The sequence below is a fragment of the Pseudoclavibacter sp. 13-3 genome (assembly GCF_021168475.1).
In the GTDB taxonomy this organism is placed as follows: domain Bacteria; phylum Actinomycetota; class Actinomycetes; order Actinomycetales; family Microbacteriaceae; genus Pseudoclavibacter_A.
The window spans coordinates 726,017-751,335 of sequence record NZ_JAJOZT010000001.1; the positions used below are offsets into that span (position 1 = coordinate 726,017).

19 protein-coding genes are annotated in these 25,319 nt (G+C 67.6%); 7 read left to right on the forward strand and 12 right to left on the reverse strand.

Annotation, left to right across the window (positions count from 1 at the left end; all coding sequences use genetic code 11):
- Positions 1-9 precede the first annotated feature (9 nt).
- On the forward strand, positions 10-825 hold the full coding sequence (locus LRX77_RS03235) for a hypothetical protein (RefSeq protein WP_231831398.1): 816 nt from the start codon (positions 10-12) through the stop codon (positions 823-825).
- Between the two features lie 128 nt (positions 826-953).
- Here LRX77_RS03235 and pdxT read toward each other — a convergent pair whose 3' ends face one another.
- Positions 954-1,583, reverse strand: a complete 630-nt coding sequence (pdxT, locus tag LRX77_RS03240) for a pyridoxal 5'-phosphate synthase glutaminase subunit PdxT (RefSeq protein ID WP_231831399.1) — start codon at positions 1,581-1,583, stop codon at positions 954-956.
- Between the two features lie 2 nt (positions 1,584-1,585).
- Positions 1,586-2,533: a pyridoxal 5'-phosphate synthase lyase subunit PdxS gene (gene pdxS, locus LRX77_RS03245; protein ID WP_269453603.1), complete on the reverse strand. Its 948-nt coding sequence runs from the start codon at positions 2,531-2,533 to the stop codon at positions 1,586-1,588.
- A gap of 96 nt (positions 2,534-2,629) precedes the next feature.
- On the opposite strand from pdxS, the gene pdxR reads away from it, so the two are divergent.
- A complete protein-coding gene (pdxR, locus tag LRX77_RS03250; RefSeq protein WP_231831400.1) occupies positions 2,630-4,207 on the forward strand; it encodes a MocR-like pyridoxine biosynthesis transcription factor PdxR in 1,578 nt (525 codons plus the stop codon).
- Here pdxR and LRX77_RS03255 read toward each other — a convergent pair.
- Together LRX77_RS03255 and LRX77_RS03260 are read right to left on the reverse strand one after the other, a co-directional pair.
- Positions 4,199-4,486 (reverse strand): YciI family protein, encoded by a 288-nt coding sequence (locus LRX77_RS03255; protein WP_231831401.1) that lies wholly within the window; start codon positions 4,484-4,486, stop codon positions 4,199-4,201. The genes pdxR and LRX77_RS03255 overlap by 9 nt on opposite strands.
- Before the next feature lie 57 nt (positions 4,487-4,543).
- Entirely contained in the window at positions 4,544-6,781 is a 2,238-nt protein-coding gene (locus LRX77_RS03260) for an MMPL family transporter (RefSeq protein WP_231831402.1), read from the reverse strand.
- 69 nt (positions 6,782-6,850) lie between these two features.
- Here LRX77_RS03260 and LRX77_RS03265 point away from each other — a divergent pair, with 69 nt between their 5' ends.
- From LRX77_RS03265 to LRX77_RS03280, 4 genes are all read left to right on the forward strand, one after another.
- Positions 6,851-7,756, forward strand: a complete 906-nt coding sequence (locus tag LRX77_RS03265) for a TIGR01777 family oxidoreductase (RefSeq protein WP_231831403.1) — start codon at positions 6,851-6,853, stop codon at positions 7,754-7,756.
- Positions 7,757-7,885: 129 nt separating this feature from the next.
- Positions 7,886-8,752 (forward strand): Bax inhibitor-1/YccA family protein, encoded by an 867-nt coding sequence (locus tag LRX77_RS03270; RefSeq protein ID WP_269453676.1) that lies wholly within the window; start codon positions 7,886-7,888, stop codon positions 8,750-8,752.
- 116 nt (positions 8,753-8,868) lie between these two features.
- Positions 8,869-9,534: a GntR family transcriptional regulator gene (locus LRX77_RS03275; RefSeq protein ID WP_231831405.1), complete on the forward strand. Its 666-nt coding sequence runs from the start codon at positions 8,869-8,871 to the stop codon at positions 9,532-9,534.
- Positions 9,535-9,624: 90 nt separating this feature from the next.
- Positions 9,625-10,941 carry an MFS transporter gene (locus LRX77_RS03280; protein WP_231831406.1) on the forward strand — a complete coding sequence of 439 codons (1,317 nt, stop codon included), beginning with the start codon at positions 9,625-9,627 and terminating at the stop codon, positions 10,939-10,941.
- Positions 10,942-10,950: 9 nt separating this feature from the next.
- Here the strand turns inward: LRX77_RS03280 and LRX77_RS03285 are convergent, their stop codons facing one another.
- From LRX77_RS03285 to LRX77_RS10470, 4 genes are all read right to left on the reverse strand, one after another.
- Positions 10,951-13,695: a helix-turn-helix domain-containing protein gene (locus LRX77_RS03285; protein WP_231831407.1), complete on the reverse strand. Its 2,745-nt coding sequence runs from the start codon at positions 13,693-13,695 to the stop codon at positions 10,951-10,953.
- A gap of 96 nt (positions 13,696-13,791) precedes the next feature.
- On the reverse strand, positions 13,792-17,082 hold the full coding sequence (locus LRX77_RS03290) for a hypothetical protein (protein ID WP_231831408.1): 3,291 nt from the start codon (positions 17,080-17,082) through the stop codon (positions 13,792-13,794).
- Complete coding sequence (locus tag LRX77_RS03295) at positions 17,079-17,996, reverse strand: hypothetical protein (RefSeq protein WP_231831409.1); 918 nt, start codon at positions 17,994-17,996, stop codon at positions 17,079-17,081. Before LRX77_RS03295 ends, LRX77_RS03290 begins: the two co-directional genes overlap by 4 nt.
- A 187-nt stretch (positions 17,997-18,183) precedes the next feature.
- Positions 18,184-19,572: an MFS transporter gene (locus tag LRX77_RS10470; RefSeq protein WP_231831410.1), complete on the reverse strand. Its 1,389-nt coding sequence runs from the start codon at positions 19,570-19,572 to the stop codon at positions 18,184-18,186.
- Between the two features lie 228 nt (positions 19,573-19,800).
- On the opposite strand from LRX77_RS10470, the gene LRX77_RS03305 reads away from it, so the two are divergent.
- Entirely contained in the window at positions 19,801-19,983 is a 183-nt protein-coding gene (locus LRX77_RS03305; protein ID WP_231831411.1) for a hypothetical protein, read from the forward strand.
- 341 nt (positions 19,984-20,324) lie between these two features.
- Here the strand turns inward: LRX77_RS03305 and LRX77_RS03310 are convergent, their stop codons facing one another.
- The 4 genes from LRX77_RS03310 to LRX77_RS03325 all read right to left on the reverse strand — a co-directional run bounded on the left by LRX77_RS03310 (position 20,325) and on the right by LRX77_RS03325 (position 25,317).
- Positions 20,325-20,852: an endonuclease domain-containing protein gene (locus LRX77_RS03310; RefSeq protein WP_231831412.1), complete on the reverse strand. Its 528-nt coding sequence runs from the start codon at positions 20,850-20,852 to the stop codon at positions 20,325-20,327.
- 942 nt (positions 20,853-21,794) lie between these two features.
- On the reverse strand, positions 21,795-23,411 hold the full coding sequence (gene guaA, locus LRX77_RS03315) for a glutamine-hydrolyzing GMP synthase (RefSeq protein WP_442961595.1): 1,617 nt from the start codon (positions 23,409-23,411) through the stop codon (positions 21,795-21,797).
- Positions 23,408-24,016, reverse strand: coding sequence for a DUF3817 domain-containing protein (locus LRX77_RS03320; RefSeq protein WP_231831413.1), 609 nt, complete (start codon positions 24,014-24,016; stop codon positions 23,408-23,410). Before LRX77_RS03320 ends, guaA begins: the two co-directional genes overlap by 4 nt.
- A gap of 74 nt (positions 24,017-24,090) precedes the next feature.
- On the reverse strand, positions 24,091-25,317 hold the full coding sequence (locus LRX77_RS03325) for an SURF1 family protein (protein WP_231831415.1): 1,227 nt from the start codon (positions 25,315-25,317) through the stop codon (positions 24,091-24,093).
- Positions 25,318-25,319: the final 2 nt, after the last annotated feature.

Consider the following 25,319-nt stretch of genomic DNA (forward strand, 5'->3'; position numbering starts at 1 on the left):
GGAGTGATCATGACTTCTCCCGCCTCTTCTTCCCGCATCGACGGCTCCGCCGGGCCGGGCCCGGCCACCACAGGCCCATCCACCGACACAGGTGTCGTCCGCCCCACCCCACTGCAGCGCATCGCTCGCGTCACCCGCCTGCAGCTGAATGTGCCGTCGAGCAGCCTACTCACTCCGGGGATCATTCTCGCACTGGTATTCGCCGTCTCGGTGATCGTCTCGCTGACGATTCAACGCGCGACCGGTGGCGCCCCCAGCGACCCGGAGTTCATCGCGGGCCTTCGCAACAACTCGGGTGCGGCCTGGTCTCTGCCCGGATTCCTCATCTACCTGGGCGTTGCCTCGGTGTCGACGACTTTCCCGTTCACGCTCGCCCTCGGCAGCACACGCCGATCGTTCACACTCGGCACCCTGGCGTTCCACCTGCTGATGGCGGTCTACGTCGCGCTCCTGGGCGGCGCTCTGCTGCTGCTCGAGCTGGCCACGAACCACTGGTTCATCGGCGTCTACGTGTTCGACACGCTGTTGTTCGGCTCGGGATCGCTGTGGCAGCTGCTCGTGACCGTGTTCTTGGGCACGCTCGCGTCGCTGTCGATCGGTGGGGCCTTCGGCGCGATCTGGGTGCGATTCGGCAACAAGGGCCCGACCATCGTGGCCATCGCGCTGGCACTGGTCGTCGCGCTCGCACTGCTGCTGTCGGTGCCGGCCTGGGCATGGATCGGCGCCCACTTCGCCCTCTGGTGGCTGGCCGCGCTTGCCGGCGTCATCATCGTGATCGCCTGCCTGGCGCAGTATCTCGCACTGCGCCGCGCATCGGTGCGGTAGCGGCGCAGCGGCACCCCACTTGCGCGAGGGCGCCTCAGGCAGATCGCTCGGCACCCCACTGTTCGCTTCAGAACTGCGTGTCTTCGCGCGATCGGTGGTGGTGCCGAGCGATCTCTGGTGTTGCGCAGCTACACCAGCTTCAGCAGCTGCTCGTGCACCGTGGTGTCACCGGTGAGCTCGGGGTGAAAGGCGACTCCGATCAGGTTGCCCTGAGTGACGGCGACGACCTCGCCCCGGTGACGCGCGGCGAGGGCGGCGCTCCCGAGCTGCACCACCCTCGGCGCCCGGATGAACGCGGCATGCACCGGCCCCCAGACCGTCTCGACCGTTGCCTCTTCAGACACGACCTGCGCCCCGAAGGCGTTGCGGTCGACCGTGATGCCCAGCCCGCCGATCGAGCGCTGGCCCGGCGCCGGGTTCTCGATGCGATCGGCCAGCATGATCAGCCCGGCACAGGTGCCGAGCGTCGGCAGCCCGCCCGAGATGACCTCGCTCAGCGCATCTGCGAGGCCGAGCGTGCGGGTGAGCCGATCGAGCACCGACGATTCGCCACCGGGCAGCACCAGAGCATCCACTCGCGGGCCGTCGGCGCCGATGAGGTCGGCGGCACGCCGAATCGGCACCGGCAGCACCTGCATCGACGCCAGCAGATCGACGTGTTCGCGCACGCCACCCTGCACCGCAAGCACTCCGACGCGGCGGATGCTCGGGTCTGGCCGCGAGCGCCTCGCCGGGTGGGCGCCTGTCGGGGCCGGCATGCTCACCACCCGCGCTCGGCCAGCCGGTGCGGAGCAGGCAGATCGGCGACGTTGATGCCCACCATCGCCTCGCCGAGCCCGCGCGAGGCCTCGGCGATGGCCGCCGGGTCGTCGTACTGCGCGGTGGCGCGCACGATCGCCGCAGCGCGCTTCGCCGGCTCGCCCGACTTGAAGATGCCCGAGCCGACGAACACGCCGTCGGCCCCGAGCTGCATCATCATCGACGCATCGGCCGGTGTCGCGATGCCGCCCGCTGTGAACAGCACGACCGGGAGCTCCCCGTGCTCGGCCACCCACTGCACCAGGGGCAGCGGCGCCGCAAGCTCTTTCGCCGCGACGTAGAGCTGCTCGGGCTCTGCCGCAGCGAGCGCCTGCAGGCGAGCGATCTCGCCGCGAATCGTGCGGATGTGCTTGGTCGCCTCTGAGACGTCGCCGGTGCCCGCCTCACCTTTCGAGCGAATCATCGCCGCGCCCTCGGCAATGCGACGCAGTGCCTCGCCCAGGTTCGTGGCTCCGCAGACGAACGGCACCGTGAAGCGCTGCTTGTCGATGTGATTCACGTAGTCTGCGGGGCTCAGCACCTCGGATTCGTCGATGTAGTCGACACCGAGCTCCTGCAGCACCTGCGCCTCGACGAAATGCCCGATGCGGGCCTTCGCCATCACCGGGATCGACACCGCCGCGATGATCGAGTCGATCAGATCGGGGTCGCTCATGCGCGCCACGCCGCCCTGTGCGCGAATGTCGGCCGGCACCCGCTCGAGCGCCATCACGGCGACGGCTCCGGCGTCTTCGGCGATGCGCGCCTGTTCGGCGGTCACGACGTCCATGATGACGCCGCCCTTGAGCATGTCGGCGAGCCCGCTCTTGACGAGGGGCGTGCCGTAGGCGGATGCAGTTGTCGTGTTCGCAGCAGTGGTCTCGTCTGCGATGGTCTCGTTCTCAGTCATGGCCTCCACTGTCGTCCGAGAAGTGGCATGAGACAAGATCCAGTATCTGATGTTTTCTCTGGACCACTTCGTGTCTTATGGATCACAATGGAGAGCATGCGTGCTGCCCAGCTGCTGGAGCTTCCGATCGAGCTGCGATCCGATCGCGGCTCGTCACTGCCGTCTCAGCTGGCCGCGGCCGTTCGAGAGCTGATCGACACCGGTGTGCTCGCCGCCGGCGACGCACTGCCCTCGACACGGGCCTGGGCGCGGCAGCTGAGCATCTCACGAGGAACGGTCGTCACCGCCTTCGAACAACTCGGCGCCGAGGGATATCTCGAGGCACGACGGGGCTCGGCCACGCGAGTGAACCCGCGTCTGGCCGCGATGCATCCGCGCCCGCCGTCACCCGCCCACGTCAGCACACCGCAGGCAGCCCCGCTGGGGTCGGTGTCTGCCTCGGCGCCGACCCCAGCGCGCAGGCGCCCCCAGACGGCGCCTCGGGCACCACGGGTCATCCACGATCTGACCCCCGATCGGCCGTCGACCGAGCACCTGGTCACGCCGGCCTGGCGCGCGGCCTGGCGAACGGCTGCCGAGACGGTGCCGGCCGCCCTGCCGCCAGCCGGCCTGCCGGCACTGCGCGAGCAGATCGTCGAGCACCTGCGTCGCATGCGCGGGGTCAGGCGCGACGCTGACGCCGTCATCGTGACCGCGGGCGCGCGCGAAGGGCTGGCACTGCTGATGCTCGCGCTGTTCGGCACGGCCGCTGCCCCCGCCATCGGCGTGGAGTCACCGGGGTACCCGTCGCTGCGACGCGTGGTGACACGGCTGGGCGCGCGACTGCAGCAGCTGCAGGTCGACACGTCGGGTCTGCTCACCGATCGCCTGCCACAGCCTCCTGAGACGGTGCCCGACGCGGTGATCGTGACTCCCAGCCACCAGTATCCGCTGGGCGGGTCGCTGCCCGCCGACCGCCGCCGCGAACTGCTCGAGTGGGCTCGCCGCAACGAGGTGGTCATCATCGAAGACGACTACGACTCCGAGCTGCGCTACGTCGGCCAGCCGCTGCCCGCCCTCGCCGCCCTCGACGACCCGCACGACGGCGTGGTCGTGACCCTCGGCACATATTCCAAGACGGTGGCGCCCGAAGTGGCGACAGGTTTCGTGATCGCCGGCGATCGGCTGCGCGAGCGGATGCTGCAGGTGCGTCGCGATCTCGGCTCGCCGGTGTCTGCGGTGACGCAGATCGCCTTCGCCGAGTATCTGGCGTCGGGAGAGCTGCGCCGCCATACCGCGCGCATGCGACGCATCTATCGCCAGCGGCGCAGCCGTGTGCTCACCCGACTGCAGGGAGTCCGGGGCATCACGGTGTTCCCGATGGACGGCGGCCTGCACGCCGTCATCGAGGTGATGCACGACAGCAAGCAGGCAGAGGCGATGCGCACGCCGGCCGCAGGTGCCGGGCGCGCCCAGGGCGACGCGAGCAGGGCATCCCGCGAACGCGAGACCGGCCTCGTGCGCCGGTGCACCGCCGCCGGCCTCGCAGTGTCGCCGCTGTCGACCTATTGGAGCAGCGGAGACGACGGCGAGTCTCGACATGGGATCGTCATCGGCTACGGGCACCTCGACGACCAGGAGCTCGACGCGGCGATGCTCGCCCTGGCCCGGGTGCTGATCGAAGAGTCAGTGTGAGAAGCCGCCGATGACGACGTTCCATTCCTGCACATGGCGCTCGGCGACCAGACCGTTGGCGACCATCGGGTCGTCGTCGCTCAGCGCGGCGGCCTGCTCGATGCTGTCGGCCTGGAAGATCAGCAGCGCGGTGTTCGGGCCGGCCGTCGTCAGCGGGCCCGAGGCGAGGATCTGCCCGGTTTCGCACAGCCCAGAGAGATAGGCGCGATGCGAGGGGCGGACCTCGCCGAGCTTCTCGGTGTCGTCGACATACTTGTAGGTGATCGCGTACAGCGCCATGCAATGCTCCGTTCGATGGGGTGAGCAGGCCGGCTGTGACAGCCGGCCTGCAGATCATTATGCCCCGCGCTCCGAAGCTCGCGCACCATCCAGGCGCGACGGCCACCAGAGCACCCGGCGCATCGATATCGCGAGCGCCGGCACCAGCAGCGAGCGCACCAGAATCGTGTCGAGCAGCACGCCGAAGCTCACGATGATGGCGAGCTGCAGCAGGAAGAGAATCGGGATCACGCCGAGAGCGGCGAACGTCGCGGCGAGCACGACGCCGGCCGAGGTGATCACCGAACCGGTCTGCACCAGACCCTCGTCGATGCCGCGACGGGTGCTGAGGTGCGCGGCCCGCTGCTGCTCTCGCGTCAGATCTGCGTCAGGCACGCCGTGGGCGACGAAGAGCCGCGTCTCTTCACGCACCCGCGTCATCAGGAAGATGTTGTAGTCGACCCCGAGCGCGACCAGGAACACGAAGCCGTAGAGCGGCACCGACGGATCGGCGCCGGGCAGGTGCAGCACGTGATCGAAGATCAGCGATGAGACGCCGAGGGCTGCGGCGAATGAGAGGACTGTGGCCCCCAGCAGCATGATCGGCGCCACGATCGACCGCAGCAGCAGCATGAGGATGATCGTGATCACCACCAGCACGACCGGAATGATCAGGTTGCGGTCGTGCATGGCGGCGTCGTTGGTGTCGACCGCCGTCGCGGTGACCCCGCCGACCAGCGCGCTCGGAGCGGCCGTGGCCAGCTCGTCGCGCAGGTCGCGCACCGCCTGCTCTGACCTGGGGTCGTCGGCGCCGTGCTCCAGTGTCGCGCGCAGCTGCACGTGCCCGTCGACCTCGAGCGGCTGTGCGCCCGGAATCGGCGCACCGCTCGGCCCGTCGGTCACCTGGTACGCGCCGCTCATGCCGTCGGCTGCACGCAGAGCGTTCAGCGTGACCGCCGCATCCGCCGTTTCGGCGATCACTGTGACCGGGCTGCCGGTGCCGCCGGCGAAGTGCTGCTCGAGCAGCGCCTGACCGGTCGACGACTGGTTCTCGGTGAGCACCAGGTCGCGCTGCTGCACGCCGTTCGCGTTCAGCCCGAACAGTCCGGTCGCACCGGCGGCGAGCAGCACGATGCTCGCGATCCACACGGTGCGATGACGACGGTCGACGAATCGAGCCACTGCGGGCCACAGCCGACCGGTCGGCTCACTCGCCGCGTGTGCCGCACGCAGCCGCGGCACGTTGGGCCAGAAGCCCGCGCGACCGACCAGGGCGAGCAGTGCGGGAAGCAGCGTCATCGCGGCGAGGAACGCCCAGACGATGCCGATCGCGGTCACAGGTCCGAGGCTGCGGTTCGAGTTCAGATCGCTGAGCAGCAGGCAGAGCAGCCCGGCGACGACCGTGCCGGCCGAAGCCGCCACCGGCTCGAGATTCGCGCGCAGGGCGCCCAGCACCGCCCGCCAGACGCTTGGCTCGGTGGTGAGCAGCTCACGATATCGGTGCACGATGAGCAGCGAGTAGTCTGTGCACGCGCCGATCACCAGAATGCAGAGGATTCCCTGCGACTGCCCGTTGAGCTGCACGACGCCCGCCTTGGCGAGCCAGAAGACGGCGAGGATCGAGGCGCACAGGGCGAACACCGAGGTGGCGAGCACCAGCAGCGGCAGCAGGAGCGACCGGTACACCAGCACGAGAATGACCAGCACGGCGCTCAGGGCCACGATCAGCAGCACGCCGTCGATGCCGGCGAAGGCGGCGCTGAGGTCGGCGGCGTAGCCGGCCGGACCGGTCACGTGCGCCTCGATGCCGGCGGATGCCAGGGCATCGTCGGCGAGCGCCTGCTGCAGCTGCTGCACGGGTGCCTTCAGTCCGTCGCCGCGGTCGAGTTCGACGACGACCTGAGCCGCCTGCCGGTCGTCGCTGGGAATCACCGGCGAAGTGGTCGCACCGTCAGCGGCGGCCGCGACCCGGTCGGTGATCTGCTGCAGGTCGGTCGCGGTGAGCTCGCGGTTCTGCTCTGTGGTGAACACGACGACAGCGGGAATCGCATCGGGGTCGTCGGCGAAGCGCTGCTGCCACTGCTGCACCTGAGTCGACTGCGAGCTGGCCGGCAGAAACGTGGTGGCATCGGTCGAAGCCACCTGCGAGATCTTGCCGAAAGTCGGGCCGCCCAGACCGCCCAGCACCAGCCAGAGCAGGGCGAGCACGACGGGCAGGCCGATGCGCAGCCAGCGGCTCGGCTGTGGCGAGGCCGCCTGCCTGCCCTGTGGCGGGCGCGAGCCCGTTCGATGAGAGGTGTCGGGCAAGGTGTGCATGGGCCGATCGTAGCATCGCCTGTTTACCAAGTAAGCTACTTGCACGTCTCACCGTCGAGAGGATCGACCATGAAAGTGCTCATCGCCGGAGCCAGCGGGCTCATCGGCTCAGAGATCCGTCAGCAGCTGACCGACACCGGACACGAGGTCGGCGTGCTGACGCGGCCCGGCTCCCGCCCCCGCCCCGATTCGACGCTCTCCTGGCAGTGGCAGCCGGCGGCCGGCGAGCTCGACCCCGCTGCGATCGAGTGGGCCGATGCGATCGTCTCGCTGAACGGCACCAGCATCGCGAAGCTGCCGTGGACCAGATCGCGCCGCCATGGCATCCTCACAAGCCGCATCGAGAGCACTCGCACGCTGGCCCGGGCGATCGCGGCGTCGGCCGCTCCTCCGAAGGCCTGGGTGTCAGCGTCGGCCGTCGGGTTCTACGGCAGCCGCCCCGGCGAGCGGCTGACTGAGCAGGCCGACGCCGGAGAGGGGTTTCTCGCAGAGGTCACACGACGGTGGGAGGCGGCGACGAACGCTGCGACGGAGAGCACGCGCGTCGCGCACGCGCGCACCGGCATCGTGCTCTCGACCCGTGCGGCGCTCGGGCCACTGGTCGCACTCGCGAAGTTCGGTCTCGCCGGCAGACTCGGATCCGGGCGACAGCACTGGCCGTGGGTCTCTCTGCGCGATGAGGCCGCGGCCTATGTGCACCTCGCGACCGCGAGCGAGATCGCGGGACCGGCGAACATCGCGGCGCCGAGCGGCGCGACCAGCGAGCAGGTGACTCGGGCCGTCACCCGGGCACTGCGTCGGCCCCATGTGCTGCCGGCGCCGGCATGGGCCCTGCGCGCGGTGCTCGGTGCGGCGGCCGATGACCTGCTGCTCGCCGACCAGCAGGTGGTTCCCGAACGGCTGACCGGTGAGGGATTCGTCTTCGGCGACGATGATCTGAACCGAGCTGTGCGCGAGGCCGTTTCGATGAGTTGAGGGACGTGAGGGAATAGGCGGCGCACAGACGCGTTCTCTAGACTGTAGACGCGCCGCGGCACCGCTGCCGATCAGCGACATTGACAGCGCGGCTGACCACGACACGACACTGAGGAGGCCTTCGTGGCTCTGGACAACCCCGTTCTCTCGAGAAACCCCTATTTCAACGGCAAGACGCCGCAGGTGGGTGAGACCGCGACGGCCGATCAGCTGCGCCAGATGTACGATCGCCCCGCCGGCGCCGAGCCGCAGGCCCAGCAGGGCGTTCCGCAGCAGACCCGACCGCAGGCCTTCCCCGCTGCCGACTCGGCTCTGCCCACCTCGGAGCGCATGACCTACGACGGCGTCATCGTCAAGACCGCAATGCTCTTCGGCACGATTCTCATCGGTGCCGTGGTCGGCTGGATGGTTCCTCAGCTGCTGTTCGTCGGCGTCATCGGCGGCCTCGTGCTCGGCCTGGTCAACTCGTTCAAGAAGCAGCCGTCGGTGCCGCTCATTCTCGCCTACGGAGTCTTCCAGGGCCTCTTCGTCGGTGCGATCTCGCAGGTGTTCGCCGCCACCTACTACGGCGGCATCGTCATGCAGGCCGTGCTCGCGACGCTCAGCGTGTTCGCTGTAACCCTGGTGCTCTTCACGAGCGGCAAGGTGCGCGCCTCGGCGAAGGGCGCCAAGATTCTCATGATCGCCATGGGCGGGTACCTGTTGTTCAGCCTCGTGAACGTCGGCATGATGCTCTTCGGAGCGACCACGAACCCCTTCGGCGTGCTCGGCATGCAGATCTTCGGCATCCCGGTCGGCGTGCTCGTCGGCATTCTCGTGGTCATCATGGCCGCATACTCGCTCGTCCTCGACTTCGACATGGTCAAGACCGGGGTGCAGCAGGGCGCGCCGGCCAAGTTCGGCTGGACGGCCGCGTTCGGCATCGCCGTCACCGTGATCTGGCTCTACGTCGAGTTTCTTCGGCTGTTCGCGATCATCGCCAGCAGTCGCGACTGAGGGCTCCCTCCGCCAGCATTGTTCGGCCGACCACGCGCCCCGTTCACGGGCGGGTGGTCGGCCGTTCTTGGCGTTGACCGGCTTGTGCGGTACACTACGAGATACATCTTGTATCTATGTTGTATACCCGAAGGGGGCTGGTCGTGGCGGCGTTGGCGTCAGAACGCGTCTACAGCGATCTCAAAGAGCGCATCATTCTGGGAGACATCGCCGGCAACACACTGCTCAGCGAAGGAGAGATCGCCGACCAGCTCGGCGTCAGCCGCACGCCGGTGCGCGAGGCGTTTCTTCGCCTGCAGGCCGAAGGCTGGATGCACCTCTACCCCAAGCGCGGCGCCCTCGTCGAAGGAGTCGACAGCAGTGAGGGCAACGAGATTCTCGAGGCCCGCCGACTGATCGAGTCGTGGGCGGCGAGTCGCCTGGCTGCCGCCCCCGCCCTGCTCACCAAGGTCGCCGACGAGCTCGAGACCACGCTGATCAGCCAAGAGGCCGCACTCGCCGAAGAGCCAGATCTGCAGGCGTTCATCATCGCCGACCTGCACTTTCACCAGTTGCTGGTCGAGTCGGCCGGCAACCGTATTCTCACTGCGGTCTATCGGCAGCTCAGCGACCGCCAGCGCCGGATGACAGCCTATGCGGTCAAGACGGGCAGCGACCGCCCGTATCGCGTGCTCCAGCAGCACCACGACCTGCTCGACGCGCTGCGCACCGGTGACCCACACAAGTTCGTCAAGGCGCTCGACCACCACTTCAACGACATCCACGGGGCAAGCCCCCGTTGATCACGTGCTGAACGCAGCGCATCCCGACTCGGTGCAGCCACACCACCATCCAGTTCGATTCGTCGAGTGAAAACGAGAAACACCACACGCATGTCCCAGCACAATCCCTCCAACGCATCCGCAGCGTCCGCCGCAGCAGCAGCGATGCCAGACCGACACCCCCGCTGGCAGCCGAAGCGACCTGACTGGCTCGCCGCCGCGGGTGTGCTCTTCGCCGTCGCCTGGGGCGGCAACGAGTTCACCCCGCTGCTCGCGATGTACCGCATCCACGAGCACATGAGCGCGCAGAGCGTGAATGTGCTGCTCGGGGCATATGTTCTCGGCATCATCCCCGCCCTGCTCATCGGCGGGCCGCTCTCCGACCTGCGCGGCCGCCGACCGCTGATGCATCTCGCGCCGGCGCTCTCAATCGCGGGCAGCCTGCTGCTCATGTTCGGCGGCGAGTCGCACATGCTGCTCTTCGTCGGGCGCATCTTCTCGGGCCTGGCGCTCGGCCTCGTGATGGCCGTCGGGTCGAGCTGGATCAAAGAGCTCTCGATGCGGCCGTACTCCACGACCGGGGATGCCGGAGCCGGAGCCCGCAGAGCCACCATGGCACTGACGGTCGGGTTCGCTCTCGGCGCCGTCGTCGCCGCGCTGCTCGCACAGTTCACACCGATTCCCGAGATCGCGCCCTATGCGGTCAACATCGTGCTGACCGGCCTGCTCTGGCTGCTGCTGCTGGGCACTCCCGAGACGAACGCGTCGATCACCGGCATCCCGCTCGGCGGCGACCGCAACGCTGCCACGGCATCTGCCCCGGCCCCGCGTCACGAGAGCCTGCGGGATGCATTGCGTCTGAAGGAGGCGGTCTCCCCCAGATTCCTGCTGGTGGTGCTGCCGATGGCTCCGTGGGTGTTCGGTGCGGCCGCCAGCGCGTATGCGGTGCTCCCCTCTCTGGTCATGGATCAGGTGCCCGGCTTCGAAGTCGCCTTCGCCGGCATCCTCTGCTTCGTGGCACTGACCTTCGGCGTGCTGAGCCAGCAGCTGGCGCGCAAGTTCATCAAGCCGCACAGCCAACGGGCTATCGCCTCGGCGATGTGCGCCGTGATCGTGGGTGTGCTGATCGCTGCCCTTTCGGCTTTCACGCACAGTATGGTGATCACCATCATCGCCGCGGCCGCGCTCGGGTTCGCCTACGGCCTGCTGCTCATCGCGGGTCTGCAGGAGACCCAGCGCAATGCCCGCCCCGAGCATCTGGGCGGCATGGTCGGCGTCTACTACTCGCTGACCTACCTCGGGTTCTTCATCCCGGCGATTCTCTCGGCTCTGGCTCCGATGATCAGCTACGGCGCCATGTTCCTCGGCGGTGCGGTCATCGCCGCAGTGAGTGTCGTCCTGATCGTTGTGGGCACTCGCAAGTTCTGACCCGAGCGCTCATTCCTGGGAGCCGGGCAGACGGTCGCCGAGATCCCCCATCAGCCGCCCACGATGATCGATGCCCAGCCGGGCGAGAATGCGCTGCACATGCCCCTCGACCGTGCGCTGCGAGAGCACCAGGCGGTCGGCGATCTCACGATTGGTCAGTCGCTGCCCTGCCAATGGGGCGATCTGCCGCTCTCGCCGCGAGAGACGCGGGTCGTCCCAGCGGGCACGACCGAGCAGCGGAGTGTTCACCTGACCGACCTCGGCGAGCAGGCCGTGCATGCGCCACAGCGCCGCATCCGCGTCAGAGCGATCTCCGCAGGCGCGCAGCAGACCTGCTCGAGTCGCCTCGCATTCCGCCGCCTGCACCGGGCGACCGACCTGTTCGAAGAGGTCAGCGGCAGTCGCAAGCATCTCCGGCTCCTCCTGACCTCGACCGGTGATGAACCGCAGCATGGCCTCAGCGAGCTCACCATCGAGATTCTCGGCCTGTCGGTGCGCGCAGGCGACCAACTGAGCGGGAACAGGCAGTGGCAACAGCCGTGCCCGATCATGCACCAGCCGCAGGGCCGACCACGATTCGCTGCGCGATTCTGCAGCGGAGATCGCCGCGTCATATCGTCTCGACGCCTCATTCCAGTCGGTCTCGACACCTTCACGGCGATTCTTCTGCCACTGCGTCAGTGCGCTCGTCATCAGGTCGCGACGACGAATGTCGGCACGGAACATGCGCGACGCTCCGGTGATGGGATGTTCCTGCTGCGCATCGCTCAGGGACTGGGCACCGCTCGACTGGGCACCGCTTCTCTCCAGGCCGCCTGAAACACCTGCCGGGCGCCCATCTGCACGCGGCGCATCATCGAGCAGCGCCTCGACCGCGCGCACCGCCGAGACGGCGTACTCGCGCAGCCCGGTGGGATCATCGCTGTGCAAGAGGGCGAGCCCCTGCCGCAGCATCGTTCTGGCGATGCGCAGATCACCGGTCTCGCCGGCGATCACTCCCAGGCCGAGTGAGGCGTTTGCATCGTCGACAGAGGTCTGCGCCACACCTTCGATCATCGCCGACACCGAGAAGGCGCCCCATGGCCGTCGGTGGCAGAGCAGCCCGTACAGATGGGCGTGCACGAGTTCATTGGCGATCCACCGGTCGACTCTGCGAGCGCTGGCCTGCATCTCGACGAGCGCTCGCTCGATGCGCTCGACGCGTGTCAGGGGCGCACCTGACGACAGGTCGCCGAGCAGGGCATAGGCGCATGCCAGCCATCGCAGCCGGGCAGGTGCATCACCGTCGTCGGCGACAGCATCCAGCGCGGCCACCTCGACGGCTTCGCCTCTGCGAATCTCGCGCACCAGTGTGAGAACTCGGGCAGTCTGCGCGTCGAGGCCTTCAGGCAGCTCCGGCCCCTCGGCGAACCACAGGCCGGCGAATGCTCGGGTCAGCGGATCGCGCAGACCGGAAAGCTCGGCTCGCGCCTGTTCGCCCCGCCCGGTGCGCAGCAGCGAGTACAGACGCTGAAAGGTCGCTTCCTCGCTCTGTTCAGAGGTGAGATCCTCACGACGCGTGAGGGTCTCGAGCAGCGGCAGTGTGGCCGCCAGATCTCCGGCCTCCACGTAGACGGCGACGGCGTTCAGCAGCTCTGCGGCAGAGAGCGTCTCCGGTTCGAGATCGAGTCGGCGGCAGATGATCTCGGCCTCGCTCTGCGCACCCCAGCCGGCGCGCAGGGACGCCGGCACCTGCTGCAGCCGAAGCAGAGCACGATGCAGTTCGCCCCGACCGGCATCCGCGAGCAGTGCCTGCCGGGTGATCTCGGGTTGCACACCCACACGCCTGCTGGCGGCAGGGCCGTCTGGCAGCTGCATGAACAGACCGCTGGCCGCTGCGAGATCGACGGTTTCCGACGAGCTGAGCACCTCGACACTGCGCACCGGCAGACTGCCGGCAAGTGCGGTGGCCAGAAGCAGATCGCGTTCGCCCCTACCGAGTCTCCTGAGCAGACGGCGAACGTGCTCGCGTACCCGAGGCCCGGCCTGAAGCCTTCCGCGCAGCAGCTCGATGCCGTTGATGCTCTGCCATGCGTGCTGTTCGTCGAGATCGTCCAGCAGGGCGGCGAGCAACTCGGGATTGCCGGCGGTGGCCATGTGCAGTCGTGCCGTTGAACGCCAGTGCGTCTCGGCCTGCAGATGCGCTTCGACGACTTCACTCGTCTCGTCGGTGTCGAGTGCGGGCAGACGCCAGACCAGCGCGCCCGCCCGGCGGGTCTGCTCGTACAACGCCTCTGGAAGGGCCGTGCGATCTCGCGTGGTGATCACGGCCACGACGCGTTGCGTGACCATGGCCTCCGAGATCAGCTGCGCAGATGCCGTGTCGAGACGGTCGGCGTTCTCGATCCGCAGTGCCAGCCCGTCCGCGGCCAGTGCTGTGAGGCCGCGCAGAATGGCGCGCTCGTCATCCCCGCGCTCGACGTCTTCCTGAACGCTGCGTTCCAGACGGGCCGACTGCACTTCGCGAAGCAGGCGCCGACGCAGCACACGGGGGTCGAGATGTTGTCCGAGTCCGACGTCCAGGGTTAGCGAGCGACGCAGTCCGGGCGCGCCTGAAGCAGCGAGAAGCTCCTCCTGCACGCGCGCGGCGACCAGAGACTTCCCGACTCCCGAGGCCCCGACGACCGCGACCAGACGTCGGTCTTCCTTCTGACTGCGCTCAGCCAGCTGTCGCGCAAGCCTGAGACGACGGAGCGTGAGTGCATCGTGTGCCACAGGCGTGGCCTCCATTCCGATCCGGGCTCGGTGCGGCACTCCACTGCAGGAATGCCGCACTCGGATTGTAAGCCCTGAATCAGCGCAGAGGCCGTCTCACGCTGTCTCTGGAACGTCGAATTCGATCTTCCCCTTCCAGATGGAGATTGCGCCCGAGACGTCGATCAGTTTGAACTTCTTCAGGCGAAAGTTCACGACCGGAATGCGGATCTGTGCTTCACCGCCGGCCGAGGCCTTGAGGTCGACCGCTCCCTCGAAAGCGATGTGGTTGGCAGGCCTCCCGGCAATCTCTGTTGCCGTGCGGGTCATCGTCGCAGTGATCTGCGGGCCCACCGTTGCCGTGACGCCGAGCCCTGCCGCACCGTACAGAAGCACTCCCATGTCCAGAGTGGGCCCAGCCGACGTCGACACCGTGACCTTCTGAGCAAGGTCGGGCACATCCCTCAGCCCCTCGGCGACGGGCCGCGGCCCGTCACCGCTGTCGACGCTCGTCGCGATCCTCTTCAGCTTGCCGTCCGAGTACACGAAGCCGTACTCGGACGAACGGACGATGGCGAACGCCAGAGAGGCCTCTCCCTTCACCTTGAACGAAGCTCCGATGCTGATGTCCGCGTACGGTTTGAAGATCACGGGAATCGGCCCGGCCATGATCGTGATCGGGGTGATCGGCAGTTTGACGAGCTCGTAGCCCACCTTCGCATCCGCTGAGAAAGAAATCCACGCGTTGAACTCGACCTTCGCATTCGTATCATTCGTCAACACCATTTCCATGGACTGCAGGTTCGGTCGCGGGATGAACCCCGCAAACTTCTTCCATCCGATCTTCACGCCGATGGTGGCGCTCAGACTGAGTGACCCGGTCAATGAGAGAGAGACGCCACCGGCGGCCTTGAGCCCGGCCTTCTGCGAGCTCCGCTGATCCGCAGGAAGCTTGGAGACGTCATTGCCCGGGTCGAGCTTGTCCTCGTTGGTCGACCAGGCGAGCTGAATGTTCGTGTTGAAGGTTGCCTTCTTCTGCACGGCGCTCAGCAGCGTCGGTGTCGCAGGCGCCGTCGCCAAGTCGCACTGAGCGGCTGCGAGCGACTCTGCGCCGTTCGCCGTCTCGTCATCGGGCATGTCTTCAACGGTGGAGCAGTCCCGAGACCCCGCGTCGATACTTCCCGGGGAGAAGTCCTCCTCGTCTCCAATGGCAACGGGCTGCACATCGTCACCGGTCTCACTGTGCACGATGGTCACGTCATCGGTGTCCGGCTGCGGCACAGCCACATCGCTTGTGTGAATCGGCTGATCGCTCGCGACCTCGGCCAGGTTCTGCTGATCAGCGAGATCGAGCTGCTGGAAGACATCGGTGAGCACGGCCTCCGTGGTGCTCACCACCCAGCCGTTCTGCCGATGATCGATCGCCGTGACCCGCCGCAGCAGACCGGTGTCATTCGTGCCGGTCGTCCCGACCACGAACACATCGCCCGGTACGAACGCCGGCTCCGTGGCGAGTGTTACCGTCTGCGCAGTGACCGCGAGAAGCTGCTGTGCCGACGCTGCAGAGTTGGCTCGCAGGAGCGACGCCGCCGCGCTCTCCCCGGCAGACTGTGCCAAGGCGGTTTCTGCCTTCTCGAAGACGCCGTCGCGCAGCACCCAGGCGTCGTCGGAGACCATGGGCGTGCTGTCATCGTCTGTGACGTTCACCGTCACGTCGATCTGCTGCTGCGCGAGCACGGCGCCGCCCGAGTTCTTCGCCACGACGGTGTACGTGTATGTTCCGCTCTTCGGAGCTCCGATCTCAGCGGTCCAGGCGAGTTCTTCGGGGTGGTCGTCTGAGGAGGTCAGCTCCGCCGTCGTCACCAGCGATGGCATCGAGGCATTCGCTTCACGCGCGAAGATCTCGACCCGGTCAGGAAGCTCACCGTTCTTCTGCAGCAGGCCCTCGATGGTGAACGTGGCGCTGTGCTCGAGATCTTCGGTGCTCCCATTCTGCGGCGAGGTGATCACGAGGCGGTCGTTGTCCGTCTCTCCACCGCCGGCTGCGTCATCGCTCAGCACATACTGACGAATGGTCAGGGTGACGTCGGCCGCGCCCTCACGAATGGTGATCTGCCCGCCGGCACGCTGGTCTCCGGGAACGGGGACGACCATCAGCTCGCTCTCCGTGCGCCCTGGTTCGACGGCCAGACCACGCCCCCGACCGAGATACGGCTCGCCGATCTCTGCCTGTGTGCGCTGCGTAACATGGGTGATGTCGGCCTGCACGAACGCATAGGCCGCACCGCTCGGCGCGTTGGTGAAGTCGATCGACTGCGGCGCATCCGCGGTGACATGGTATTCACGCGGTTTGCCCTCACCGGGCTCGCTCAGCGCCGTCGCGTTGGCACCGAGGCTGACGATGCCCTGGCCGGAGTTCAGGGTCTGGCTGCCCTGAGCGGCACCGTCAACCCACCCTCGCACGACCGCGCGCACTGCAGTCGGCTGTTCGGCCGTAACCTCGACCTCTCCCCGTGCGTCGGGGTCGGCAAAGACGTTGACGACGTCCTCTCCCGCCGACACGGGAACCTGCTGACCGGCGATGGTGAGTGTCTGCGCTTGGGCGGAGTGCACCTGCACGCTCAGTGCGGCTGACCGCACATCCGTGCTGGGCACCCCTCCTTGGCCGGTCACGCCGAAGCGGACGCTGCCTCCGTTCACCTGATCGGATGCTCCCGCGCTGACCGCACCCAACGGCTCTTCGGAGCCGATCGGCTGCAGCGACGACGCACCTCCCACCACGGCGTTGGCCCGAGCCTGCGGAGTCGCGGTGGCGTGCAGCCCGCCGGGAGTATTGACGTTCGCACTGAACGTCGCCATGGTCTCGATGCGCAGCCCCGTGGCCGTGGAGGTGCGCAGGCCGATCGACTTGTCGACGACCGGCATCAGCACCATGGTGCTACGGCTGTGCCCGCCTTCGACGGTGAGAAAGACATCGCCGCCACTGCTGACATCCGTCGTCTGCCCCGCTGGCGCAGAGAGCACGGTGACTCGGACGAGCGCATCCTGCGGATCGGTCTCGGCCGGCTGGCCGCTGGCGGCGAGTTCCAGCGGCACCTTCGCATCTGACGAATCGGGGGTGTCGAACGTCACGGCGGTGGCGGTGGAGCCGTCAGAGGCGCGCGGCCATTTTCCTGCCTCGGTGTCGACCAGGGGAATGTACGTCTCGCCCGCACCCATGGTCGCGACGCCGCTCGGCGCCTGCAGCACGGCGTCGGGGATGACCAGTGAGGGGTCGGCAGCGGCCGACGCGAGCGGTGCCTGGCTCATGCCCACCGCGAGCGCCATCAGGGTGGCAATCGCGATCTGAGCCACAGAGCGGCTGCGGCGCTGTCTGCGCGCGACCTGAGCAGGGATGCGGATGTTCATCGGTTGTTCTCCTGATCGGTCGAGGTGTCCGTGCTGGCTGAGTCACGCTGTTCGAGGGCTGAGTGCTTCCCCGAGGCCGTCGCCGTCTGCGGCGAGCGGCGCCGCGCGAACCACATCAGCGCCAGCCCGGCTGCTGCCAGCGCTGCCACGATGCCGAGCGTCCAGCCGACGACCATGCCGGTGCGCGCCAGCGACCCGGCCCCGGCATCCGCCTGCGTCTCTGCGTTCTCAGCGCCATCAGAGGCTGCTGAGGGTGTCGTATCGCCGGCGCCTTGGCCGTTGACGTCTTCGTCTGCGCCTGCGTGCCCGTTGTCATCGCTGCACTCGCTGGCGTCAGGCTGATCGGCGTCTCCCGGTTCGTCGAGGGCGAGCGGCATCACCCGCTGCCCGGCGTCGACCCAAGCGCCCGACGCGTCGAGCGTGGTCAACGCGACCGTGGACTGTTCGATGTCGGTCTGTGGCGTGCTGACGCTGAGGGTGTAGTCGCCGACGCTCATCGGCACCACGACGGTCACGCCCCACGTGGTCGCGTGCACCGCCGACTGCCCGTCGGTTGCTCCGGCCGTGCCGTCGATGACGGTCACCTCGGGGTCGCCGCTCTCGGTGCCCTCCCGGTCGAGGGTGACGTGCAGCGTGGCCGGGTCGAGGTTCGACTGCTCGATGTCGATCCACGCAGACGTCACCTCGGCACGATCGACGCTCAGCTGCGCGATGCCGCGACGCAGGGCCGTCGACGCGGGCTCCGGTGACGGTGTGCACATGACCTGCTGGGTGCTCTTCGTAGTGAGCATGCCCTGCGGGTGACGGTCTTCCGTGCTGTCGCCGGATGCTGCGGCGGCGGATGCAGCGGTGGCCGGGCAGGCTATGAGCAGAGCCGCAGCAGCGCAGGCTGCGAGCGAGGGCAGGAGCTTCATCGGAGATCTCCTCAGTGATCAGTCGGCCACACTGCCCGAGAAGGCAGAGACCGTTGGCGGTGATGTGCTCTCAGTGTGCAGTCAGTGTGCACACAGGCGAGCCACATCACCGCCGATCACGTAGGGTGCCTGAGGAAAACGCGTACCCCTGGACGGCCGCGGGACTGGCAGCGGTCGTGGCCGGCCGTCAGCGCTTGCGCGTGCCCGGCAGCACCGCCAGCGAGATCACCACGAAGCCCAGCACGAGCACGAATGCGTGCAGGATGCCGAAGTGCTCGGCCAGCACGCCCAGTGCCGGAGGCCCCGCGAGCGAAGCCGAGTAGCCGAAGATCGACACCATGCTCACGCGCTTGGTCGCATCCGTGGGGTGATCGGCGGCCAGCGACATGCCGACCGGGAATCCCAGCGACGCGCCCAGCCCCCAGAGCGCTGTTGCGGCGAAGATCAGCGGCGTGCCCGCGGCGAAGATGAAGACTCCGAGGCCGATCGATGCCACCGTCGCGCAGCACAGCAGCACGCGGGTCGTGCCGAGGCGATCGACCAGCGGCCCGCCGACGAGGCGCCCGACGGTCATCGCCGCCACGAACGTCGCGTAGACCAGAGCGGCGCCGCCGTGGTCGAGACCGTGGCCTTCGACCGCGGCGAGACTCAGCCAGTCGTTGGCCGAGCCTTCGACGAATGACATGCCGACCATCATCACGCCGATGAGCAGCAGCCGACGGTCGGCGAGCAGCCCGAGCCTGGCACGCAGGCCGGTCTTCCTCGTCGTGGTCGTCGCAGTGCCTGACTGGGGTTCGTCGACGACAGCTGCGGCCGCACGTTCGTTGGTCTCGCCGAAGTGGATGCGCTGCAGCGCGGCGACGCCGGGCACGGAGCGGACCGTTCCCAGCCCCGCTACGACGAGGAACACCGAGGCGAAGGCCAGATACGGCAGCAGAGCCGTGCCTGACGAGGCGGCGAATGCGCCGAGGAGCGCGCCGGTGATCGTTCCGGCGCTGTAGCAGGCGTGCATCATCGGCAGCAGGGTGCGTCCGACCCGTTTCTCCACCGTCGTGCCCTCGAGGTTCATCGTGACCGATGACGAGCTCAGCGAGAATCCGAAGATCATCAGGGCGACGAAGGTCAGGCTGCTGGAAGCCAGCAGGTCTGCTGCAAGGCCGATCGCAGTCAGGCCGATTCCCACCCCGGTGATCGCCGCGGTGAGCATGCGTCGGGCCCCGAGGCGTGCGATGAGCGCCGGTGCGACCACCAGCCCGAGGATCGAGCCGCTGGAAAGGCCCACCAGCAGCAGAGCGACTCCCCCGCTGCCGATGCCCAGGCGTGCGCTGACCTCCGGGATGCGCGCCACCCACACCGCAGTCGAGATGCCCGCGAGCGCGAAGATCACGCAGATCGCGTTGCGCCATGCGGCCAGCGTGCTCTGCCCGGTGCCGATCAGGATGCGCGACAGCGGATGCCGTGCGACAGGCGTCGTCGTCTGCTGGGCTGCGGGGCTGCCGTGAGCGGAGGGAGAGACGACACTGATTGAGCCGGTGAGCACGGGGATGGAGCTCGTCACGGCGCTGATCTCGGACACTGCGTTCCTTTCTCGGGGTTCATGCTGCTGGTTGCTTGGGTGCTGGTCGGTGGTCGGTTATCGGTGGTCGGTGTGCAGTGGTCAGTCGACAGTTCGACACGTGGCCTGTGCGCCCGGATGCTTCGTGCACTGCGGCGCAGACGGTCACGTCCGTGTGACCGGCGACGACGTCTTTTGGGGCACAGTGCAGCGCCGCAACGATGCGATTCATCGCTCACTGTGAAAGGGATGACCACTGGCATTGTGGTCTGGGATACCGAGATCCTTCTCGGCGAATTGAATACGATGCTACGGCCGATGCTCACTGCTCTGCAAGGCTGCCGCACATCTTTTTTCCCGGGCGTGTCGCGCCGTCAGCCATGGCAGATCGCCGGCAGCCGAGACCACGAAATTCATGTCCGCGCCGAATGATTTTCTCGCCCCCGCACCGGCTCTCTCTGCTCCGGCCCCACGCACCACTTCCCTACACCGGCACCCTGCACCGGCCCCATGCACCGGCACCCTGCTCCGGCACCCTGCTCCGGCACCCTGCACCGGCTCTGTGCTCCGCTTCCCTACATCGGCTCCCTACTCCGGCCGCCCACGCGCCGCGAGCCGCAAGCCACGAGCCAATAGCGCGGTGCTCCGTTGCTCGAGCAGCCCCTCCCCACACACGCACACCGCACCCCACCAGACACCAGACACCAGACAGCAGACAGCAGACAGCAGACAGCAGACAGCAGCGCACCTCACCACAACCCGATCATCGGCCATTACACGGATCGACGCAGAAGCACCTGCCGCACACGCTGAACGAACCGTCTGGCGCGTTCCGGATTGATCAGGATCGCAAAATCCGCCTGCTCCACGTGACACCCAGCCTCGCGGAGCGCCCGCAACCGTTCCCGGTCGCGCGAATACTGTGCCCGCGAGGTCCGATGCTGGTCTCCGTCGAATTCCACGATCACCCTGCACTCCGGGTAGACCATGTCGCCTCGGGCGATGAAGGTTCCGGTCGCATCAAAGATATTCACATTGAGTTCTGGCTCTGGCAGACCAGCGTGCACGAGCAGAAGCCTCAGCAGGGTCTCCATCGGCGACTGCGCTCCGTCACGCACGCTGCGGGCGACCCGCCGCATCCGCCGACAATTGCGACCGCTCAGACCGTCTGCCCAGGCGATTGCCTCGCCAGGCGTTGCGACGGGGTGGCGCCCGTCTGAGCGCAGATTGCTGCGACAGACGAGATGGTCTCCGACGGCGACGAGGTCATCATCGGTATACGCCAGTTCTTCAGAGAGCATGCGCCAGACGGTGAATGGGTCGACAACGGGAAGCCCATCGACGACATGCCGGTGTGCCGAGAGTGGCAGCCGACGCCCTTTCACGCCCCGTCGTCGAGGCTGCGTGACTGTCCGTGGGCAGCCGACATCGATGTGCTCCGGTGCGGCCACCCCGACAATGAGGCTGAGCGGGAGAGGAAGCTTCCAGATCAGCGCAGCTGTCAGATGGGTGAAGGCCATCCCCGGCTTCATCAAGGGCAGATACAGATGCGCACGACGCAGGAGTTCGGCCCTCAGCCTCTCACCTCTGCTCGACCCGAGTGGCAGCGGGTCGGTGTACGCGTCTGGGCAGCGGATGCCGTGGAAGGGCTTGTGCAGATCACCCGCGCTGAGCCGATGCCGGTTGACGCCAAGGCGCCCAGCCTCCTGCACGGAAAATGGTCGATATCGGAGCTGGAGCGGTAGAGGCTCAGGCCGGTGCGGTGTCATAGGCCTAGCTTGGCGTGCGACGGAGCGTCGCAGCAGCGTCGCAGGCCCAATGTGGAGAGACCTGTCAGGCCTACTCCGCTGTGCAGAGAGCATACGCGGATCCGGGGAGGACCCTGCGAAAGAGGATCCTGCGAGACCCGAAGCGCCGGGTGACTGTGCTCAGTGCCGGCACCAACTGCCCGTACCAACTGCCGGCACCAGCTGCCCGCACCAAGTGGATACACGAGTGCCTGCATCGAATTTGCAGAATCACTGCCCATTCTTCACGCTAGGACCGCTTTTCTACCAACTCGCTGACGAGCCCGCTGCACACACGGGGTGTGCCACGGGCCGGGCGCGTCAGGGGGGGCAGGGAGGTCGGGGCAGCACCAGCACCCGAAACGAGCAGAGCCCCGCCGCGGGTGCGACGAGGCTCCTCAGTCAGCGGCTCGACCATGCCCGCAGGCTCACACCCACGCGGCCGGGGCCGCCGGCTCACTCCCACTCGATGGTGCCCGGCGGCTTGCTCGTGACGTCGAGTACCACGCGGTTGATCTCGCGCACCTCGTTCGTGATGCGGTTCGAGATCACCGAAAGCACGTCATAGGGCAGGCGCGACCAGTCGGCCGTCATCGCGTCTTCGCTCGAGACCGGGCGCAGCACGATCGGGTGCCCGTACGTGCGCCCATCCCCCTGCACACCCACCGAGTGCACGTCGGCCAGCAGCACGACCGGGCACTGCCAGATCTGATCGTCGAGGCCGGCCTTTGTGAGCTCCTCACGGGCGATCGCGTCGGCCTCGCGCAGAATGTCGAGTCGCTCCTGCGTGATCTCGCCGATGATGCGGATGCCCAGGCCGGGCCCGGGGAACGGCTGGCGGCCGACGATGACCTCGGGCACGCCCAGCTCGCGTCCGATCGAGCGGACCTCGTCTTTGAACAGCGACCGCAGCGGCTCGACGAGCTTGAACTGCAGGTCGTCGGGCAGACCGCCCACGTTGTGGTGGCTCTTGATGTTGGCCGCGCCCTCGCCGCCGCCCGATTCGACGACGTCGGGGTACAGCGTGCCCTGGACCAGGAACTTGATCTCTTCGCCGCCGGCCGAGGCCTCGTTCTGCAGGTCGCGGGCCGCGCGCTCGAAGGTGCGGATGAACTCGCGCCCGATGATCTTGCGCTTGCGCTCCGGGTCGCTGACGCCCTTCAGCGCAGACAGGAACTCAGCCGAGGCGTCGATCGTGACCAGGCGAATGCCGGTCGCTGCGACGAAGTCCTCCTGCACCTGTTTGACCTCGTCTTTGCGCAGCAGGCCGTGGTCGACGAAGATGCAGGTCAGCTGGTCGCCCACCGCGCGCTGCACGAGGGCCGCGGCGACCGCCGAGTCGACGCCGCCCGACAGCCCGCAGATCACCTTGCTCGTGCCGACCTGAGCGCGGATCTTCGCGACCTCCTGGTCGATCACGTTCTCGCTGGTCCACTCCGGCTTCAGCCCGGCGCCGTGATAGAGGAAGTTCTCGAGCGCCTGCTGGCCGAGCGGGGTGTGCTGCACCTCGGGGTGCCACTGCACGCCGAACAGTCGACGGCCCCGGTCTTCGATCGCCGCCACCGGTGCCCCCACGGTCGAGGCCAGCACGTCGAACCCTTCGGGGGCGGTCTTCACCGCGACACCGTGGCTCATCCACACCGACTGCTTCGCGGGCGAGCCCTCGAGCAGCGTGCCTGCCTCGTGAATCGCAGACTCTGTGTGCCCGTACTCGCCCACCGCCGCCTGGTCGACGACGCCGCCGAGCGCATATGACATGGCCTGAAAGCCGTAGCAGATGCCGAACACCGGCACTCCGGCCTCGAACAGTGCACGGTCGACGTGCGGTGCGCCTGCTTCGAACACGCTGGCCGGGCCGCCAGAGAGAATGATGGCCGCCGGCTTCTTGGCGAGGATCTTCTCGACGCTCCAGGTGTGCGGCACGACCTCGGAGTACACATGCGCCTCGCGCACGCGCCGCGCGATCAGCTGCGCGTACTGCGCGCCGAAATCGATGACGAGCACCGTGGGTGTCGTCGCGTCAGCGGCTGCCTCGTTCGAGGCCGCTGCCGCAGTGGGGGTCTGCTGGGTCACTTCGTCTCGCTGCTTTCGTCGGTGTCGGTTGTGGTCTGTGGTGCGTCGTGTGACGCATTGGGGATGCCATGCTCGCCCGCCTGCGTCGCCGCACCTGCTTCGTCGTCGGCGACCTGTTTGCGCAGCGCCAGAATGGCCGCGTCATGCGCCTCGGCACGTTGGTTGTGCTCGGCGAGATCTGCACGTGCGACGCGCGACATGCGATGTTCGACGAAGAACGAGAGGAACGGCACGATACCGCCCAGCGCGATCGCGACGAAACGCCGCAGCGGCCACCGCAGCAGCGTCCACAGGCGGAAGTCGCTGATCAGATAGACGACGTACAGCCAGCCGTGCACGATCAGCACGCCGATCGACAGGTTGAGGCCGCCTGCGCTGTCGATGTACTCGGGCAGCGAGGGCACGAAGTTGAGCAGGTGGCCGCCGCCGGCGAAGACCTCGTAGCCGACGCCGAGCTCACGGTTCCACGGAATGTACTTGAGGAGCATCTCGGCGCAGAGCAGCAGCAGGAACACACCGGTGATGTAGGCGAAGATGCTGTAGAACCTGATCGCCCCGGGTATGCGCTGCCGATCGCGCTTCGGCAGAATCGGCTGACGGGTCATGGGTTCCATCTTACCGCGGGCGTTCATCGTGTGCCGTCTGCTCTGGCGTCGGTGCCATGGTCTTCGCTCTCGTCTCATGTCTGCTCTGTGCGGGCGTCTGACGCATCCGTCGCGCGCGAAACAGTCTGCGCCGAACCACCGACACGAGGACCGGGCACGGCGACGCGGCGCAGCAGTTCGAGCTGCTCGCGCTCCTGCGCGGCGTATTCGAGACCATGCTCGTACTCGTCGCGCCCCAGGCGCCACCACAGGAACAGTGCGAACGCTGCGAACACCGCCCACTCGGCGGCGTAGAAGATGTTCATCCAGTTGATCTGCGCATCGGTCGACGGCGGTGGCGAGTAGATCGTCTGCAGATCGTCGCCGACCGCGGCGGGCACGCCGTCTGAGACGACCAGGTACCCCTCGAACCACGGCCGATCATCGGTCTGCCACACGTTGATCAGCTCGGGCCCAGAGACCACCTGCGTCAGGTAGTCGGCCGCCGACGTCTGCTGCTTCTCGACGCCTTCGAACGGCATGATGCGCCCGGTCAGGTGCAGCGACTCGCCGGCCGCCGACGACTCGGGCTCTGCAACGGAATGGCCATCGACGTCTGTGCTCGTGCCGCCGTCTGCTGCGACGGATGCTCCGCTCGCTGCCGCCTCGGCACGGTCGCGTGCCGCTTGGGCCTGGTCGAGGTCGGGAGACCAGCCGAGGGCCACGGGCAGCACGGCTCCGGCGGGCGCTTGTGCGGCATCCACCAGGAGACCGACCACGACCCAGTAGCCGAGCGCGTTGCCCGTGCGATCGCGAGCCTCTTCGCCGCTGCCCGACGCGTTCTGCTGAGTGCGGTTCGAGACGATCGTGGCCGTGCCCGCAAGCACTGTGCCTGACACGGTCGCGCGCTGCTCGATGGCCTGCACGTTCATCGTCTGGTCAGGCGTGAGCAGATCGGTCAGCGGTCGCGCCGTCTCGGTCTGACGACTGCCGTCATCACCCGGAGTCACCGCCCGCGTGGCCTGCCACCAGCCCAGACCGAGAAACGCCGCGACGATCACGAGCACGACGAGCAGCGCGCCGAGCCACTTCGCAGTGAGCAGCACCGACAGTGTCGAGCGCGGCGGCTCTGAGAGCTCTGCTTCAAGCTCGTCGATCAGCGCGTTGGCCTCGGCCGCTCCGATGCGCGGCGACGTCTGAGTGCGCGGCGGAGCGGGCTCACCGGCAGGCGCAGAGACGCCCGAGACGACAAGCTGCTGTACCGAGTCAGAGGCTCCTGCGGAATCCGACGGTGTGTTCGCGTCGGGCTCAGGTTCGGACACGT